This is a genomic window from Acidiphilium sp. AL, from assembly GCF_025499445.1.
Taxonomy (GTDB): Bacteria; Pseudomonadota; Alphaproteobacteria; order Acetobacterales; family Acetobacteraceae; genus Acidiphilium; species Acidiphilium iwatense.
Genome location: NZ_JAIMBZ010000051.1, coordinates 1 through 16959, shown reverse-complemented (window position 1 = coordinate 16959; position 16959 = coordinate 1). Strand labels below are relative to the sequence as shown.

The window sequence follows — 16959 nt, the reverse complement described above, 5'->3', positions numbered from 1 at the left end:
ACTGATCCTCAGGCCGGCGTTATTATGCCGCTTCCTTCACAGCGATCACCGCCTCCCAGGCCGAGTTGCGGACGGAGGTCGGCATAATCCGGAAGTCGGCATGATGCACCTAATGCCGATGTCGGCATTAGGTGCACAAAACGACCAACGTGCTGAACAAGATGCCGAAGATTCTGCAGCCGGCCGCCAAGGCGGATCTGCGCGAAATCTGGACCGCGCCGGATCGCGCGGCAGCCGAGACGGCGATTACAAAGTTTGCTGCGAAATATAGCGCGAAATACAACAAGGCGGTCACCTGTCTGGTCAAGGACCGTGACGCGTTGCTGACTTTCTACGACTTCCCAGCCGAGCATTGGGACCATCTGCGGACGTCCAATCCGATCGAGAGCGTGTTCGCCACGGTCCGCCACAGAACGGTCCGAACCAAGGGGGCAATGTCGCAGGACACCGCCCGGCTCATGGTCTTCAAGCTCGTCACCGCAGCCGCCAAAACTTGGCGCAAACTCAAAGGAGAAAACCAGTTGCCCACGGTCATTCAGGGCATTACCTTCCAAAACGGCGTCGAGGTCATCCAGACGCCAGCACAGAACGCCGCCTGATCACCGGCGTCACCCAAATTCCAGTATAGCTCCGGAATCGAACCACCGACCGATATTTGGTCAGATTTGGATCATGAGAGAGTTATAACGAAAGTGGTTGCGGGGAACCGCAGCCATCATGACTTGCGCGGACTTCAGGGACTCGCGCGGGAGATCAAACTGGTCGCCGGCGAAGAATTTCAGCAGGACTTGCTTTTCCGGGCGGCAGCTTGATCCGTGGATGTTGAAGTGCCGACGCAAACCGAGGATGCAATCTCGGTTTGATTGCAAGTTTTTTCGCATTGACCCTAAATTGTAGGATGATTTTTCGTACTCGTATCGCCGGGTGTCTCGCCACGCTTCGAGCCGGACTGATTGACCGTCTCTGACAAGCCCACCGCTTTCTTCTTCCGGCTCCGGAAACCCCTATCGGTCGTGATGAACCGCTCGACGATCAAGGGCACGAGTTTCTCGACCAGTGGGGCATCCGCCAAACTGTCCTGGGCGGCGATCGCGGCGGCATAGTCGCGCAGCAGATTATCCTGCGCGGCGGTGAAGGTAATGGTCCGTTTTACCGGCCGGTCGTCTGGCAGTGCACCGATACGAAGTTTTGCCATTCTTTTGCTCCCTTCCCTCTCACGACCCTGTGTAGGGTCGGAATACGATGTCGCGGTTGACCATCACGTCGAACGGGAATCCCGGACGAACGGTGAGGGTCGGCTGCACGCCAAGGTCATGCGAGACGATCTGCTGGCCCGCCTGGTTGGTCGCCTGGTCGCCACTCTGACCGAGCGAGATGATCAGATTGCCGGAACTGTTGCCACCAACGACGTTGTTGGTCGCGAGCGCGCTGGAGACGCCGAGCAAGGATGACAGCACGACGCCGCGCAGCAGCTTCCAGAAATGATAATCCACGCCGTCCTTGAGCCCCGCATATCCCTGGGTGTCGGCTGCGGGCAGATTGTCGAGCACGATCGAACTGCCATCCGGCATGATGAGGCGCGTCCAGATCAGCAGCACGCGCGATTGGCCGTAGGCGACGACGCTGTCATATTTGCCGATCAGCTTGGCGCCTTGGGGGACCAGCAGATAGCGGCCGGTGACGCTGTCGTAGACGTCCTGGGTTACCTGGGCAATCACCGGGCCGGGCAGATCGGAATTCAGGCCGGTGATCAGCGCGGCCGGAATGACGCTCCCGGCCATCAGCTCGTAGGGACTGATGGGTTTTTGCAGGCGGTCCGGCGAATAGACCGAGCGATCGACCGGGCTGTTCAGGAAGGCTTGTTTTTCTCCCTGCCCAGAATGGGTTTGTCTCGCGGCCAGTGTTGCACGCCGAGGATAGAATTGATCCGCTGGTCCACCGGGGGATGGATTTGCCGGTGCGCTGTTCGATACTGCTCCAGTCGAAGCGTCCTCACCGCCGGGGTTCGTGGTCATGGTGAAGAACACTCCGGCAAGGGCAGCCTGGTCATGGAGCCGGGCGGCTGCCTGTTCTGATGGATTGGTCGGCGCCGGCGCAAGATCGGGCGGTGAGGCCTGACCCAGCATTGGCGATCCGAGATCGCCCTGCAGCGGCGGCCCCAGTTGGGGAACCTTTGCAGGAGTGGGTGTCGACGTTGGCTTCGGCTTGGTCAGGCCAGCATAGCCCTTCGGCAAGCCATTCATTGCCTGGGCCGAAGGCCGAACATCGGTGTTGTAGAGCTGCTTGCCCGTGGTGATCCGAAAACTGTGCAGCGCGAACGCCCACCAAACCGCGCCGCCAATGCAGAGCGCGAGGCTACCGGCGGCGATAATCAGCGCCCGGCGCGACAGCCGGGTCACAGCGCGCGGCTGGGCGCGGATCGCAAACGATGCCGGATCAGCTTTCGGCGGCGGTGCCGAGGGGGGCACGGGCGCCTGGTTGTTCTCCGGGCCCGTCATCCGCTGCTGCCATCGGTGCGAGTGATCCGCACGATCTGCTGCGGCCCGGCGCCGAGGCGGAGCTCTGCTCCGGCGAACAGCCGATCGACGATCATCGTATTACCGCGCACCCGATAGTTGACGATCTCTGCCTTGCCGCCGGATGCGCCGAGGATGAACAGCGGCGGCATGTCGCCCTGGGCGATGCCGGGCGGGAACTGGATGTAGACCTTTGATCCGTCATCGAACACCTGCACGGGCCGCCACGGCGGGTGATCGCCGCTGATCCGGTACCGGAAATGTAAATCGGCAAGATCGACGTCACTCGCCGCGACGGTGCTGGCGTAATCGGTGGCGGCGGTGTTCTGCGCCTTGAGTGCCAGCAGATCATCCTGCGGGTAATTCCAGGACACCGCCGCCATGTAGGTCTGCTTCGTGGGATGGATCTCGAGGTGGTAGGCGCGCCGATTGGTCATGATGACGATGTTGTTCATCGGCAGATCGGCCGAGATCGGCTTGACTAGAACATGGACCTGCGTGGTCGGCCCGGACCCGCTGGTGGTATTGCCGATCTTCCATTGCACGGTATCGCCGGCGGCGATCGAGATCAGGCGCTCGCCGGGCTGCAGCGCGATATCGGTGACGTGCAGCGGTGAGGCGTAGATTTCATAGAGCGCGCCGGTCGACCAGGGGAACACCTGCATGGCGTTGATGTAGCCGTCGCGCGTCGGGTTGATCCGTGCGGCTGCATTGGCTGCAGCCACGCGCGCGACCGGGTTCGCTGGCTGCGCTGGTTGCCGATACGCCATAGCCGGGGGGAGTTTCTTCAACTGATCCGGCAAGGGCAGCGGTTCCGGCAGCTTCACCAGGCGAACGGGCGGCGGGGGCGGTGCAATCAGATGGGCCGGTTGCGGATCGCCATAGGCGATTTTCGGCACTTGCTGCGCGCAGGCGGAGAGTGCCAAGGCGCCGGCGACCGGGAGCAGGAGCAAAAATCTCATGGGGTGGATCCTTCGGTCTGGACGGTATTCACCTCGCGGGCCCAGCTGATCGCGTCGATGTAGATGCCGAGCGGATTCTGGCGCAGCGCCGCTTCGGTATGCGGGGTCTGGATCACCACGGTGAGGATGGCGGTCCAATGTTGGGCCGGCAAAGCGCTGCCATCCTGGTAGGGATGTTCCACCCAGGCGACGCGGAAGGAACTCGGACTTGCGCGGACGACGCTGGTGACATCGACGGTAATGGCGCGCTTGCCGATCCGTCCGAACGGATCGGCCCGGCGGGCATAGGCATCGAGCATCGGTTTGGCGTGGCTGGTAATCTGCGCGTAGGCATCGAGCCAGGCCTTGCGGACCACGACAGGATCGACCGAAAGGCCACGCACCCGCTCGATGAACTGTGCCAGAAAGTAAGTGATCTCGGTGTCGGTTGGCTGTACCTCGGTCTGCGCCGGCGCGACCGCCTGCACGGCACCCAGGTGGTTCACTTCGACGACGAAGGGCGTGACCATGGCGCGCGAATGGGTGCGAATATCGTCGGCGGTGACGACGGCCGTTAGGGCGAGGCATCCAAAAGCCATCAGCCGCCAGTTCGCGGCCTGAACCCGGGCGGAACCGATCCGCTGATCCCAGAGCTGCCCGGCACGCTGATAGGCTGTGGCCGGGGTTTCGGTCTCGGACATCCGCGCGGAGAATCGCCGCCATCTCATGTCCGGTCTCCTCGCAGATTGGGCCGCATCCCGCCGCCACCGGCTTCGCCCTCGCGGATAATTTGCTCCGCCGTCCGATAGGTTTGACGCCGCCGCAGATTTTCGGCCCAGGCTGGCGCGCCGGATCGAGCGGGAGTCCCCGCGGCGCCTGGCGACGATGCGGGTTCGGCACCGCTGCCTGAATCACCACCACCCGAACCACCATCACCGGAGCCGCTGCCGCCGGTCGCCGCCCAGCCGGCACGCTGACCTGCGGCAAAGCGATCGCGCAATCCCGACGTAGCGTTCAGGGCGATGCCGCGTAATCCGCTGCCAGCCACACCGGCGGCACCACGGGCGACGCCGCCAAGGCCGGCCGAGACTGAGCCGCCACCAGCGACGCTGCCCGAGGCGTAGGCACCGCTGGCACCGCCAGCGAGGGACGTTGCGCCGCCGATGCCGGAGGCCGCGGCGCGGACCGCCGCGATTCCGCCTGTTCCGGCCAACGTGACAACACCGGCAGCGGCACCGCCCGCTGCAGCAGCACTGCCAAGGCCAAGCTGCGGCGCGCCGGAGGTGATACCGGCCGCGAGGCGGTTCGCCGAGAAGGCGAGACCGGCGATGGTCATGGATGCCAGCAGGATGGTGAGCGCGTCCTGCAGCGACAGTACCGCCGACGGGTTGCTCGGCAGGATCTGACTGAACAACTGGGTGCCGATGCCGGTCACCACGGCAAACACCAGAACACGGACCCCAGAGGTGACGATCTGGCCGAGCACCGGCTCGGCGATGAAGGCGGTGCCGCGCCAGAGGGCGAAAGGAACGAGGATGAAGCCTTTGAGGGTCGTGAGCTTGAATTCGATAATGGCCAGGAACAGCAGGATCGCCAGCACGAAGAAGCCGAGCAGCGTGACGATCCAGGACAGACCCATGACCAGGATCTCGCCGAGGTTCCAGAAGATGTTCGGAAACCCGGCGAGGCGCTGGATTTGCGAGAGCAGGACATCGGCGCCTTGCACCCCGGCTTGGGCGAGCAGGCCGGGATGGAGGAATTGGGCATAGGTAAGGGACGATCCGGTTGCCTTCAGACCGAGCCCGGCAAAGCTGTTGAAGACGATCTCTGCCAGAAGCTGCCAGTTGTTCAGGATGAATGCAAAAAAGCCGACATACAGGACTTTCTTAGCGAAGGCTTGGATGACGTTGTCCTCGCCGAGAGCCCAGGCAAGCCCAGCCAGTGTCGCATCGATACCGATCAGAACAACGACCAGGAAGCCGACATCGGGCGAGATGAGCCCAAACCCAGAATTGATGTACTGACTGAAAACATTCAGAAAGTGGTCGATGATGGACGGATTACTACCCATGCGGCGCTCCAGCCGCTAGTGGTGAAATTGCATGTTCATGTTCAGATGGAACGAACTTGTTTGGGGTATTTTTGAAGAGATTGACCGGCTTCTGCGTATAGGTCGGGGTATGACCGAAGAACCGCTTGTTCTCGGCCTGCCACGCGGTGTGGCAGCGCGCATCGGTATTGGCCGCCATGCCGAGCTGCTTGCAGCGATCGAGTTCGGCGGTAAGCATTTTGGGGTTGGCGACGAGTTGATCGATCGTCGGGGCGTTCGCCCATGCCGGCGCAGACAGACTGGGCAGACCGACAACGACAAATGAAATAGCGACAAGGGTTTTGACGTTCATGGTGCTGATCCTCCGAACAGATTGACCGGAGCAAAAGTATAGCCGACGCCGTTGCCGTAGAAGCGTTGCCATTCGGCTTGCGCGGCCGATCGGACCTCGGCATTTTGCATGGCATTCGCGGCCTGGGCACGGGCATCCGCGGCGATCAGGTCCTGGGTCGCGGAAAGCTGGCGCGATTGCAGGGCGAGCAGCTGATTGCTGGACTGGATCGCCTGCAGCGCACCCACCGCGCCCTGGCTCGCGGTGACCAAGGATGAAAGATCGGCCTGATCGGCGGGGATCGCGGCGACGATCTGGCTTTGTACGTCCATCGTCTGTTGGAAGGTGTTGATCGAGGCCTGCCAGCGCGCATTGGCATCGGCCAGCAGGCTGGCCTGGGTGACATTGCCCTGGAATCCTGCCGATTGGTAGTTCGGATAGAGGGTGCGGAACTGTTGCTGCACCTGCTGGACGCTATAGGCAAGGCTTTGTGCCTGCCCCATCAGCTGGTTGATCTGCCCCATCGAGGATTGCAACTGGGACAGAACCGAGAACGGCAATGCGGTCAAATTACGCGCCTGATTCTCCAGCATGGAGATGCCTTGCTGGAGCTGGGCGATCTGGTTGTTGACCTCGTCCAGCGTCCGCGCGGCTGTCAGCACGTTCTGGGTCAGGTTCGAAAAATCGATTACCGGGATGGCGGCTTGCGTCGCGATCGGGACGGCGATCGCTAACACGGCGATCAACCCCATGCTGACGATCTTCTTCTGTCGGTGCCTAGACCGGGCGGGGCGATTCATGATGGGACCTCCATCGGGGGAGTGGTGCGCATGTTGGATTCGTGTTGCGCTTCGACATCATCGTCGAAAGGGAGATGCGGGTGCTGCAGGGGAGGCTCGACGCCGGCATCAAGCTGCAATCGATAACGAGTTTTTGCGCCGCCATTCGAATGATCCGAAGCCACGGGGCGTGAGGCTGGTAGAAGCTCCGCCGCCCAAGCGAGACCGCGCTCACGCAGCCAAGCCCCCGGAAAATCATCAGGTCCGTGGGTGGCCATTACCCGGTCGATCGCGGCGAGGTCTTCCGCCCGGCTGGCGCCGCAGAACGCCAGCGTGATGTCGCCGAGGCCGAGTTCGAATAGCCGGCAACCGGCGGCCGACTGGAACCAGTATTCGCGTTTGGGGACCGCGCGCGCGATGGTCTCGATCTGCCGGTCATTGAGGCCGAGACGCGCATAGGCGTCCCGGCTCTCCGGTTCGATCGCGCGTGCATTTGGCAGGAAGATGCGCGACAGGCAGCTTTCGATCACGGCAGGGGCGACCGGCGAGCGGGTGATATCGGCAAGGCTCTGGGTCGAGAACAGCACCGAGGCATTCTTGCGCCGGAGCGTCTTGAGCCATTCACGCAGTTTTGGCGCAAAGACCAGATCATCCAGGGCGAACCACGCCTCGTCGACCGCGATCAGGGTCGGCCGGCCGTCGAGCCCGGCTTCAATCCGGTGAAATAGATAGGTCAGCACGGCGCGCGCCGCGTGTTTCGAGCCGAGCAGATCCTCGGTCTCGAAGGCGAGTACGTCGGTGGTGCCGATGCTCTCCTGCTCGGCATCGAGCAGCCGGCCGAACGGTCCGGCGATCGTATAGGGCTCCAGCGCCGCCTTGAGCCGGTTGGCCTGCAACAACGCGGCAAAACCCGATAGTGTGCGCTCCGGCCATGGCGCCGTCGCCAGCGAACCGAGCGCTGACCAGATGGCACCGCGAACCTCGGGCGTGAGTTCGATGCTCTCCTGGACGAACAGGGTGGCGATCCAGTCCGCTGCCCAGGCCCGCTCGGCGGCATCATCGATCCGCGCCAGCGGCTGGAAGGCGACGGCGTGATCATGCTGGTGCGAGACATCACCGCCAAGCGCGAGATCGTGGAATGCCCCGCCCATGCCAAGCACGGTCGCCTTGGAGGATCGTCCCTTGTCGAAGATCACCACGCGCGCGCCGGGATAGTGGCGGAACTGCAGCGCGATCAGCGCCAGAAGTACGCTCTTGCCGGCGCCGGTGGGGCCGACGATCAGCGTGTGCCCCACGTCCCCCTGGTGCAACACCAAGCGGAACGGCGTCGATCCGGCGGTATGGGCGATCAGCAGCGGCGGACCGTCGAGATGCGTGTTGCGCTCCGGTCCCGCCCAGACCGCCGAGAGCGGCAGCAGGTGGACGAGGTTGAGCGAGGAGACCAGCGGCTGGCGGATATTGGCGTAGCACTGGCCGGGCAGGCTGCCGAGCCAGGCTTCCACCGCGTTCAGGGTTTCTTCGACGGCGACGAAACCCTGCGCGCGCATCGCGCGACCGACCTGGCGGATCTTTTCGGCGACCGCTGCTTCGTCGGTATCCCAGACCGTCACCGTCGCGGTGAAATAGCCGAAGCTGACGGCATCGGAGCCGAGTTCCTGGAGTGCGAGATCGGCGTCGAGCGATTGGTTCTCAGCGTCGGTATCGAGCAGTCGGGTCTCCTGCTGCCAGATCACCTCGCGCAGCAGGGCGGCGATGCCCTTGCGCTTGGCCCACCAATGCCGGCGCTTCTTGCCCAACTCCTTCTGCGCCTCGGGTTTTTCCAGGGGTAGCCAGCGCGCGACCCAGCGGTATTCGAGAGGCAGGCGGTTGAGTTCGTCCAACAATCCCGGCCAGGTCCGGTCCGGCAAGCCACGAAGCGTGATGGTACGGAGATGGCACTGCCCGAGCATCGGCGCGACGCCCGGCGTCAGATCGCAGTCAGGCAGCAGCCCGTCGAGATAGAACGGTATCTCCGGCACGGCGACCGGATGGTGCCCGTTGGCCGAAATCGTGGCATGCAGATAGGCCAATGTCTCGGCGTCACCGAGCCATGTGCAATCCGGCATGAGAGAGGCGAGCAAATCGAGCACGCGGTCGGTCTCGGCGGCGAATCCGTCCAGAATGCCGCGCCAGTCGATCTCGCTGGACTCGCCCTGCCTTCGTCCTCGGCCTTGTGCTGCGTGTTGGTCTTGGTCGTGGTTGTGGGCCTGCCCTTGGGGCTGGCGTTGTCGCTGATCCGGTTGATGGCCCCGCTCGTAGAGCAGCCGGTTGGTGCGCTCGGCGCGTTCCGGTGGCGCGAGATAGCAGAACGTCAGATAATACCGGCTCTCGAAATGCGCCCCCTCCTCCTCGAAGCCGTGCCGGCGCTCTTCATCGACCAGCCACGACACCGGATCGGGGAATGAACTCGCCGGATAGCCCGGAGCGGCGGATCGTGCGGCCTCGACAAAGATCGCCCAGCCTTCACCGAGCCGCTTGAGCGCGTTATTTACCCGCGCGGTCACCGCGATCAATTCGGCTGCGGTGCTGGAATCGAGATCAGGACCGCGGAATTGCGCGGTACGCTGGAAGGCACCGTCCTTGTTCAGCACGAAGCCCGGACCGACCAGCCCCGCCCAAGGCAGAAAGTCGGCGAGTTCCCTGCGTCTGGTTTGATATTCCCGAAGGTCGAGCATCTCCCGTTCCGCTCCTGGTCAGGTGTCGAGATGATGCCGCGCGGCGCGCAGATGCCGCGCGAAGACCGGCCCGAATTGCGGGTCCTGGCGGGTCAGGAACAACGCTGCGGTATGGCCGATCAGATAGATCGCGATCCCCGCCAGCCAGAGCTGCAGTCCGAGTCCGATCGCCGCCGCCAGCGTGCCGATCGCGATCGCCATGCCGCGCGGGATGCCCGCGAGCAGGATCGGCTCGGTCAGGCTGCGATGCAGCGGCACCGACCAGCCGGGGATGTCTGCCGGGTTGCTCATCCGACCAACGCCCCGCCGGAGAAATTGAAGAAGGTCAGGAAGAAACTCGCAGCGGCGAAGGCGATCGACAGGCCGAAGACGATCTGGATCAGACGGCGCATGCCACCGGAGCTTTCGCCAAAGGCGAGACCAAGGCCGGTGCCGATAATGATCAGCACGGCGATGATTTTTGCCACCGGCCCCTCGATCGAATTCAGGATTTGTTGGAGCGGCTGCTCCCACGGCATATTTGATCCAGCCGCCAGGGCGGAGGCCGGCCACAACATCGCGCCGGCCAGAATGGCGATCAGGTTCGGCTGCCAAGGATGGACCGGGGTCGTCAAATGCTTGGAAGGTCCGGGCGTTTTGGGCGCCTTGAGTGCATCGGACGTTTTAAGTTTCTGGAGCGATTTGAGTGTCATGGATGGCTCCCGGGCTGGAGGAGAAAAACATTGGAATCTGGGGCCGACCCGATCTCGGCGAGAGCGTAGTCGCCGGCGGTCAGCGTCTTGGCGACCTGCCAGAGTCCAGCGAGGCGGCGGTGCCGGCCGCGGCCGTGCAGAACGGCGATCAGGTCGATGGTCTCGGCGATCAGCGGGCGCGGCACGTTGACCACCGTCTCCTGGATCAGCTGCTCCAGCCGGCGCAGCGCGCCGAGGGCAGAGCCCGCATGGATCGTACCGATCCCGCCGGGATGGCCGGTGCCCCAGGCCTTCAGCAGGTCGAGCGCCTCTGCTCCGCGGACTTCGCCGATCGGAATCCGATCGGGCCGCAGGCGCAGGCTGGAGCGGACCAGATCGGCGAGCGAACAGACGCCATCCTTGGTGCGGAGTGCAACAAGGTTCGGTGCTTCGACCTGGAGTTCACGGGTATCCTCGATCACCACGACGCGATCGCCGGTGTCGGTGACCTCCTTGAGCAGCGCATTGGCGAGCGTGGTCTTGCCGGTCGAGGTGCCCCCGGCGACCAGAATGTTCCAGCGTTCGGTGATGGCGGTGCGCAGCAGGGCTGCCTGACCCGGCAGCATGATCCCGGCCGCGGCGTAATCGTCCAGCGAGAACACCGCGATGGCGGGTTTGCGGATGGCGAACGTCGGGCCTGCCACGACCGGTGGCAGCAGACCCTCGAAGCGTTCGCCGGTCTCGGGCAGTTCGGCCGAGATGCGCGGATTACTCGGGTGAGCCTCAAGCCCGACATGATGGGCGACCAGGCGGATGATCCGTTCGCCATTGGCGGGCTGCATGATCAGGCCGGTATTGGCGAGGCCTGTGCCGAGCCGGTCCACCCAGAGTTTGCCGTCCGGGTTGAGCATCACCTCGACGATCTCCGGGTCCGCCAGCAGCGCCGCGATGGCCGGACCCAGTGCGGTGCGCAGCATGCCCACCGAGCGGGTCAGCAAGACCCCTACCCCATCAGAGCCCGGCATTTTTGTCCTCCATCCCGGCCAGGACCGCGTCATGGTCGTCCGTGTTACCGCTGGCGCCGGTGCTGGTGCCCGCCGCCACGTTGTCCCGCCCATTGAATTCGGGAGTAATCTCTTTGCTGATCTCGCGGACCAGGGAGTCGCTGCGCTGGAGCCGTTTGGCCAAAATCTCGATGAAACCCTGGTAACGGCTCGCGCCGCGGGCCTTGGCGGCATCCTGCTGGTCGGGCGGGATCGGTGGTGAGGCTGACAGCCAGAACCGCACGAACTGGGCCTGCACCTCGATGGCGATGGTCAGGTCGCGCTCGATCCGCTCCATGTGCCGCGATAGGCGATCCAGCCGGCGGACAAAGGCGGCTTCGCGGCGATCCAGCGCGTCGGGCGAGAGGAACGCCATGACCGCCGCCTCGACCAGTTGCGAGCGATGGATACCCTGGCGCAGCGCAAAAGTGGTGAGCTGGTCGGCGAGTTTGGGATCGAAGTAGCAGTTGAGGCGGCTCTTCATGATCTACATGTCCAGTCCCAGGCCATCGTCGTGATCCATCGCAACGGCGCGCACGGCTTGCCGTTGCAGCGCCGCCAGGGTCCGCTGGCGCTGCGGCTCGTCGTCCGGGTCATCCTCCGGGAAATCGAATTCGTGAGCCGGCTCGCGCATCGGAACGACGGACTCGTGCGCCGGGAGTTCCGGCTCCTGGCGAATGCCGCCATTGGCCGGATCGGCAGGTGCTTCGTCTGCCTTGCTGAATTCGAAGCCGCGGGTTCCGATCGCGGCTATTCCGGTCCAGTCATCGCCGCGCGATGGCGGGCGATCACCATAGCCGTGTTCCGACAGCACTGGCGCAGGCAGCATCCGGTCCCGGAACGCTGGTTCCTCATAGTATCGCAGCTTCTTGGCCCGGATCGGCGGCAGGCCGGCGATCATGATGATCTCGTCGGTCGGCGGCAGCTGCATCACCTCGCCAGGCGTCAGCAGCGGTCGCGCCGTCTCCTGGCGACTGACCATCAGATGCGACAGCCATGGTGCCAGCCGATGGCCGGCGTAATTCTTCATGGCGCGGAGTTCGGTCGCGGTGCCGAGCGCGTCGGACACACGCTTGGCGGTCCGTTCGTCGTTGGTCGCGAAGCAGACCCGGACATGGCAATTATCCAGGATCGCGTCGTGCTCGCCATAGGCTTTCTGGATCTGGTTAAGCGACTGCGCGATCAGAAAGGCGCGAATGCCATAGCCAGCCATGAAGGCGAGCGTGGACTCGAAGAAGTCCAGCCTTCCCAATGCCGGGAATTCATCGAGCATCAAGAGCAACCGCGATGAATTTGCCCTGGCGGCGCGCCGCATGGGGTCGTCCAGCGTCTCGGTAAGACGCCGGCCGATCTGGTTGAGCACCAGGCGGATCAACGGCTTGGTGCGCGAGATATCCGAAGGTGGCACGACGAGATAGAGCGAGACCGGGCGTTCCACCGACGCCAGATCGGCGATTCGCCAATCGGAGTGGGAGGTGACCTTCGCCACCACCGGGTCGCGATAGAGACCGAGGAACGACATCGCCGTGCTGAGCACGCCGGAACGCTCGTTCTCCGATTTGTTCAGGAGTTCGCGTGCCGACTGCGCGATGACCGGATGCACGCCGCCCGCACCCAGATGCCGTGTGGTCATCATCGCGCGCAGCGTCCGCTCGATCGGCCGCGTCGGGTCGGAGAGGAAGGTGGCGACACCGGCCAGGGTCTTGTCCGGCTCGGCGTAGAGCACGTGCAGGATCGCGCCGACCAGCAGCGAGTGGCTGGTTTTCTCCCAATGGTTGCGCCGCTCCAGCGCGCCCTCGGGATCGACCAGCACATCGGCGATGTTCTGCACATCCCGCACCTCCGATTCGCCGCGGCGAACTTCGAGCAGCGGGTTGTAGGCGGCGGAGCGCGGGTTGGTCGGGTCGAACAACAGACAGTGGCTGAACTGGGCACGCCAGCCGGCGGTCAGGGTCCAGTTCTCGCCTTTGATGTCGTGGACGATCACGCTGCCGGTCCATGACAGCAATGTCGGCACGACTAGGCCGACGCCCTTGCCCGAACGGGTGGGGGCGAAGCACAGCACGTGCTCCGGCCCGTCGTGATGGAGCGTGTGCGCGCTCATCCGCCCGAGATGGACACCGGTGCCACGGAACAAGCCCGCTGTTTCGATATCGCGCTTATCCGCCCAGCGGGCGGAGCCGTAGGTGGTGACGTGGCGGGCGTGCCGCGCGCGGAGCACCGAAGCCGCAATCGCCAGCAGCGCCGCGCCAAGACCGCCAGCGGACGCGATCACCGCTCCCTTGGCAAAAACTCCGGGCGCATAGACATCAAAATGGTACCACCAGGCGAAGAACAGTTGCGGCTGGTAGAGCCTGGTAGATCCAAGGCGGAGCCAGGGCACCCCGAGCGCAGGCTGAAAGCCAAGCCGCCAGGCGGTCCACTCCGTCGCCACCCAACAGCCGAGCAGCACGATCGCCAGCGCTCCCAGCATCTGGCCCCAGAGAATTTTCGTTCCGCTCATCAACCCGCTCATGGATAAGAACGGGCATAGATAGAGAGCCAGAAAATCAGCCGCGCAACAGGAAAAACTCTTTGTCGTAAAAGATCGAAGAAATAGAAACGGACGGCGGCGTGCTTGATAACTACGTTATGTCACATGTTGGGGTCGCGCGAAGAATCCGCGGCCGGGGAGAATTCCCACACATCCCATGCTTATCGCGGCAGGGTTACTCGGACCGAGAGGCCGCCGCTGGAGCGGTTCGCGAGTTGGATCGTGCCACCATGTGCCTCGACAACGGCCAACGCGATGGCGAGACCGAGGCCACTGCCGCCGGTCTCTCGGCTGCGCGATTCCTCGATCCGGTAGAACGGCTCGAAGACCTTGGAAAGCTCGGCAGCGGGAATGCCCGGTCCATGATCATCGATCGTGACCGTCACCGTATGCCGATCGGACGCGATTGCCACATCCGCCGACCCACCATATTTGACGGCATTATCAAGCAGGTTAACAAACGCACGACGCAGCGCGACTGGCTGGCAGCTCATCGTGACCGGTGCGGCCGGTGCCATTGCCACGTTCAAACCGGCATCGGCCAGATCATCGACGATCGCAACCAGCAGTGCTGCCAGATCGATGCGCCGGAGCGGTTCGACTGCTGCGTCATCGCGGGCGAAAGCGAGTGTCGCTTCAATCATCTGGTTCATCGACGCGATGGCCGCCACCATGCGTTCGCGTTCCTCGACTTCCTGCACATCCTCAACGCGCAACTGCAGCAAGGTGAGCGGGGTGCGGAGATCGTGTGAGAGCGCCGCCAGCATGCGGGTGCGGCTTTCCACCAATTGCCGCAGACGGGCCTGCATCAAGTTGAACGCATGCGCCGCCTGGCGCGTCTCCGTACTGCCGATCTCGGCAAGTGGCGGTGCTGCAACATCGCGACCCAGCCGCTCGGCCGCCTCGGCCAGCGTCCTGAGTGGCGCGGTGACCCGCCGCACCGCCCATACGGAAGCCGGGACGACGATCATGCCCATCGCTACCAAAGCGATCAGGAATGGCCAGGAGAGCCCAAACCCGCTTGGGGGGAGCACAACGGCGAAAGTGACCCACGGTCCGCTGGGAAGCCTCACCGCCGCCCGCATGCGACGCCCAGCCATCATGCCCGGCATCCCTGAACGATCCATCATCGGCATGCCCCGCAACGATGGCTGGTGCATCATCGCCATCATGCCATGCGGCGCGGTCAGCGCCCGAAGCGACGCGGTTCCAACGGTGACGTGCAAGCTGTTCGTCAGGTTCGGCGGCAACTGGCGGGCCAGGAACGCGTGAATCGTCCGCGCCCCCGCGCCCGTTGCCCGAATCTTCGCCCAGGATGGGCGGTGGGTCGATAACGTGATCTGTAGCGTCTCGCCACTTGCCGCCCTGACGAGCCGGCCGCCCCAATCGGCCGGCACGTCATCGATCAGGCGCGCCAGATTAACGATCCGCTGGGTGGCCGCGAAGGCACCCATTTCGCGCACGACCGTCGCTTGGTTGAAGGCAAGGATCGAGATCCCGAGCAGGGCCGAGAACACCAGCCCGGCCAGCAGGATCAGTACGGTCTGGCCGAACAACGTGGCTGGAGCCAAACGGGGCATCCGCGACATCAATCGCCCCGCCGGAGCGGCTCGGCCGCGGGTGTGAACATGTAGCCGCTGCCCCAGATCGTCTTGATCAGTTGCGGCTCGGAGACGTCCCGCTCGATCTTGCGGCGCAACCGGCTGATTTGGGTATCGATGCTGCGATCGAGCGGGGCAGCATTGCGCCCACGCGCCAGATCGAGCAATTGTTCGCGGCTCAGGACACGCTGGGGCCGTTCGACCAACACCAGAAGCAGGTCGAACTCGCCGGAACTCAGGGGCACGCTTACACCGTCCTCGCCCAATAATTCCCGGCGTTCGACATCCAGCACCCAACGATCGAAGCGGTATCGCCCGGCTTGCCGCCCAGGCTCGCTGACAAACGGGGCGCGACGCAAGACCGCCCGGATCCGGGCGATCAGCTCACGGCTGCCAAACGGCTTCGGCAGATAGTCATCAGCGCCCATCTCTAAGCCGATGACCCGATCGACCTCTTCGCCCTTGGCCGTCAGCATGATGATCGGCACGCGGCTTTCCGTGCGCACCGAGCGACAGAGCGACAGCCCATCCTCGCCCGGCAGCATGAGGTCGAGCAGGATCAGGTCGATCCGGTTGTCGGCCAGCAGTTTGCGCATGGCGCGGCCGTCGGCCGCCAGACTGACCCGGAACCCTTCGCGTTGCAGCACCCGCTGCACCAGATCGCGAATTTCGCGATGGTCTTCGACGAGCAGGATATGTGGGGCTTCGTTCATGTTCGTGATCTAGCCGGGCACAGCAGAACATGCCTCAACAAATATGTGTCAGGTTGTGTCGGATGCCCGGCGTGGCAGGAATTGTCACAGCTTTGCCTCCCGCTGACAATCTTCGGTGACAAATGATCCGTATATTGCTTCTCGGCGGGCAAGGTTCTGCCGTTGCGGCAGACGGGGGATATCCGTTGGATCGCGACGAGCCCCTTTGCCTGCGCCAGGAAGAAGGAAAAATGCCATGAAGATTCTGTCCGCTATGCTGCTCTCGGTGGCTGTGGTCGCGACGGCGGTCCCGGCTCTGGCCGCAACCACGCCCCCGACACCGCCCGTGTCTGCATCCCAGTCCAACCGCGCCGGGACCATGCCGCGGTGGAATGGCATGTCGGGTGGCTGGATGATGGGAGGCAGGATGATGTCCTATCGGGGTGGCCAGAGCGGGATAATGGGTCCCATGATGGTCATGATGCGGATGATGACCACGGTGCGCGGAACCTCGAACCGGGCGGGTTCTATGCCGGGCTATTCGATGATGGGCAGACCGCCGGCCAGACCGGCCGGGACGCAGTCCCAGTCGCATTAACGACCCGAAATGGTGGTCAAACGCTGCGGAGAGTCCTCGACTGGCTTGACCACAGGTGGTCAGGCCAGTCCGAGGAGCCTGCAACGAACCATGGGAAAGTAAGACAATGATGGGCGCCGGCATGATGAATGGTTGGGGATGGGGCATGATGGGAGGTGCCAGCCTGGTTTGGCTCCTGATCGTGATCCTCGTCATTCTCGCAATCGTCGCGTTGGCTAAATACGTCTTTTCGGGACGACGCGACTGATCCACGGGTTGGCGTGACCGTTCGATCATGGCGGGCGCCAGCGACTGGATCTGTCGGCAGACGAAAAACAGCGTTTCCGCCCCGACGTCGACCGGGAGACAAGATGAACCGCGCCGGGAATCCCGGAGGCCATTTTGTTTGACTCAGGCGACCATAGCCAGCTCGTTCAGTTGTTCATAGTAGCGCGCCTCGGCCTCGGCGGGTGGGATGTTGCCGATCGGCTCGAGGAGACGCCGGTGGTTG

At 63.8% G+C, this 16959-nt stretch carries 17 protein-coding genes and 1 pseudogene; 3 read left to right on the top strand and 15 right to left on the bottom strand.

Annotated features, from left to right (window positions below):
• Positions 1-131: 131 nt before the first annotated feature.
• Positions 132-599, top strand: a pseudogene (locus AiwAL_RS17885) (transposase); the annotation flags it as partial.
• A 287-nt stretch (positions 600-886) separates the two neighbouring features.
• On the opposite strand, the gene AiwAL_RS17880 reads toward AiwAL_RS17885, so the two are convergent.
• The 15 genes from AiwAL_RS17880 to AiwAL_RS17810 all read right to left on the bottom strand — a co-directional run bounded on the left by AiwAL_RS17880 (position 887) and on the right by AiwAL_RS17810 (position 15892).
• Positions 887-1195 (bottom strand): DUF2274 domain-containing protein, encoded by a 309-nt coding sequence (locus AiwAL_RS17880; RefSeq protein WP_013640689.1) that lies wholly within the window; start codon positions 1193-1195, stop codon positions 887-889.
• Between the two features lie 19 nt (positions 1196-1214).
• Positions 1215-2498: a TrbI/VirB10 family protein gene (locus AiwAL_RS17875; protein ID WP_235705339.1), complete on the bottom strand. Its 1284-nt coding sequence runs from the start codon at positions 2496-2498 to the stop codon at positions 1215-1217.
• A complete protein-coding gene (trbG, locus tag AiwAL_RS17870) occupies positions 2495-3478 on the bottom strand; it encodes a P-type conjugative transfer protein TrbG (RefSeq protein WP_235705340.1) in 984 nt (327 codons plus the stop codon). Before trbG ends, AiwAL_RS17875 begins: the two co-directional genes overlap by 4 nt.
• A complete protein-coding gene (gene trbF, locus AiwAL_RS17865; RefSeq protein WP_235705341.1) occupies positions 3475-4185 on the bottom strand; it encodes a conjugal transfer protein TrbF in 711 nt (236 codons plus the stop codon). Before trbF ends, trbG begins: the two co-directional genes overlap by 4 nt.
• Positions 4182-5528, bottom strand: coding sequence for a P-type conjugative transfer protein TrbL (gene trbL, locus AiwAL_RS17860; protein WP_262313221.1), 1347 nt, complete (start codon positions 5526-5528; stop codon positions 4182-4184). The genes trbF and trbL overlap by 4 nt, the downstream gene beginning before the upstream one ends.
• On the bottom strand, positions 5521-5859 hold the full coding sequence (gene trbK-alt / locus AiwAL_RS17855; protein WP_013640694.1) for a putative entry exclusion protein TrbK-alt: 339 nt from the start codon (positions 5857-5859) through the stop codon (positions 5521-5523). Before trbK-alt ends, trbL begins: the two co-directional genes overlap by 8 nt.
• Positions 5856-6638 (bottom strand): P-type conjugative transfer protein TrbJ, encoded by a 783-nt coding sequence (trbJ, locus tag AiwAL_RS17850; protein WP_013640695.1) that lies wholly within the window; start codon positions 6636-6638, stop codon positions 5856-5858. Before trbJ ends, trbK-alt begins: the two co-directional genes overlap by 4 nt.
• Entirely contained in the window at positions 6635-9331 is a 2697-nt protein-coding gene (gene trbE / locus AiwAL_RS17845) for a conjugal transfer protein TrbE (protein WP_262313220.1), read from the bottom strand. The genes trbJ and trbE overlap by 4 nt, the downstream gene beginning before the upstream one ends.
• Positions 9332-9349: 18 nt before the next feature.
• A complete protein-coding gene (locus AiwAL_RS17840) occupies positions 9350-9622 on the bottom strand; it encodes a VirB3 family type IV secretion system protein (RefSeq protein WP_013640697.1) in 273 nt (90 codons plus the stop codon).
• On the bottom strand, positions 9619-10023 hold the full coding sequence (locus tag AiwAL_RS17835) for a TrbC/VirB2 family protein (RefSeq protein WP_235705344.1): 405 nt from the start codon (positions 10021-10023) through the stop codon (positions 9619-9621). Before AiwAL_RS17835 ends, AiwAL_RS17840 begins: the two co-directional genes overlap by 4 nt.
• On the bottom strand, positions 10020-11027 hold the full coding sequence (trbB, locus tag AiwAL_RS17830) for a P-type conjugative transfer ATPase TrbB (RefSeq protein WP_262313219.1): 1008 nt from the start codon (positions 11025-11027) through the stop codon (positions 10020-10022). Before trbB ends, AiwAL_RS17835 begins: the two co-directional genes overlap by 4 nt.
• Positions 11014-11529: a conjugal transfer protein TraG gene (locus AiwAL_RS17825; RefSeq protein WP_262313218.1), complete on the bottom strand. Its 516-nt coding sequence runs from the start codon at positions 11527-11529 to the stop codon at positions 11014-11016. Before AiwAL_RS17825 ends, trbB begins: the two co-directional genes overlap by 14 nt.
• Positions 11530-11532: 3 nt before the next feature.
• Positions 11533-13548 (bottom strand): conjugal transfer protein TraG, encoded by a 2016-nt coding sequence (locus AiwAL_RS17820; protein ID WP_235705347.1) that lies wholly within the window; start codon positions 13546-13548, stop codon positions 11533-11535.
• 191 nt (positions 13549-13739) lie between these two features.
• Complete coding sequence (locus AiwAL_RS17815) at positions 13740-15167, bottom strand: ATP-binding protein (RefSeq protein ID WP_262313217.1); 1428 nt, start codon at positions 15165-15167, stop codon at positions 13740-13742.
• The gene (locus AiwAL_RS17810; RefSeq protein ID WP_013640703.1) at positions 15167-15892 is read right to left on the bottom strand and encodes a response regulator; all 726 of its coding nucleotides are present in this window, start codon (positions 15890-15892) and stop codon (positions 15167-15169) included. The genes AiwAL_RS17815 and AiwAL_RS17810 overlap by 1 nt, the downstream gene beginning before the upstream one ends.
• 235 nt (positions 15893-16127) lie before the next feature.
• Here AiwAL_RS17810 and AiwAL_RS17805 point away from each other — a divergent pair, with 235 nt between their 5' ends.
• The gene (locus AiwAL_RS17805) at positions 16128-16469 is read left to right on the top strand and encodes a hypothetical protein (RefSeq protein WP_041665086.1); all 342 of its coding nucleotides are present in this window, start codon (positions 16128-16130) and stop codon (positions 16467-16469) included.
• 106 nt (positions 16470-16575) lie between these two features.
• Entirely contained in the window at positions 16576-16716 is a 141-nt protein-coding gene (locus tag AiwAL_RS17800) for a hypothetical protein (RefSeq protein ID WP_172637315.1), read from the top strand.
• Positions 16717-16959 lie beyond the last annotated feature (243 nt).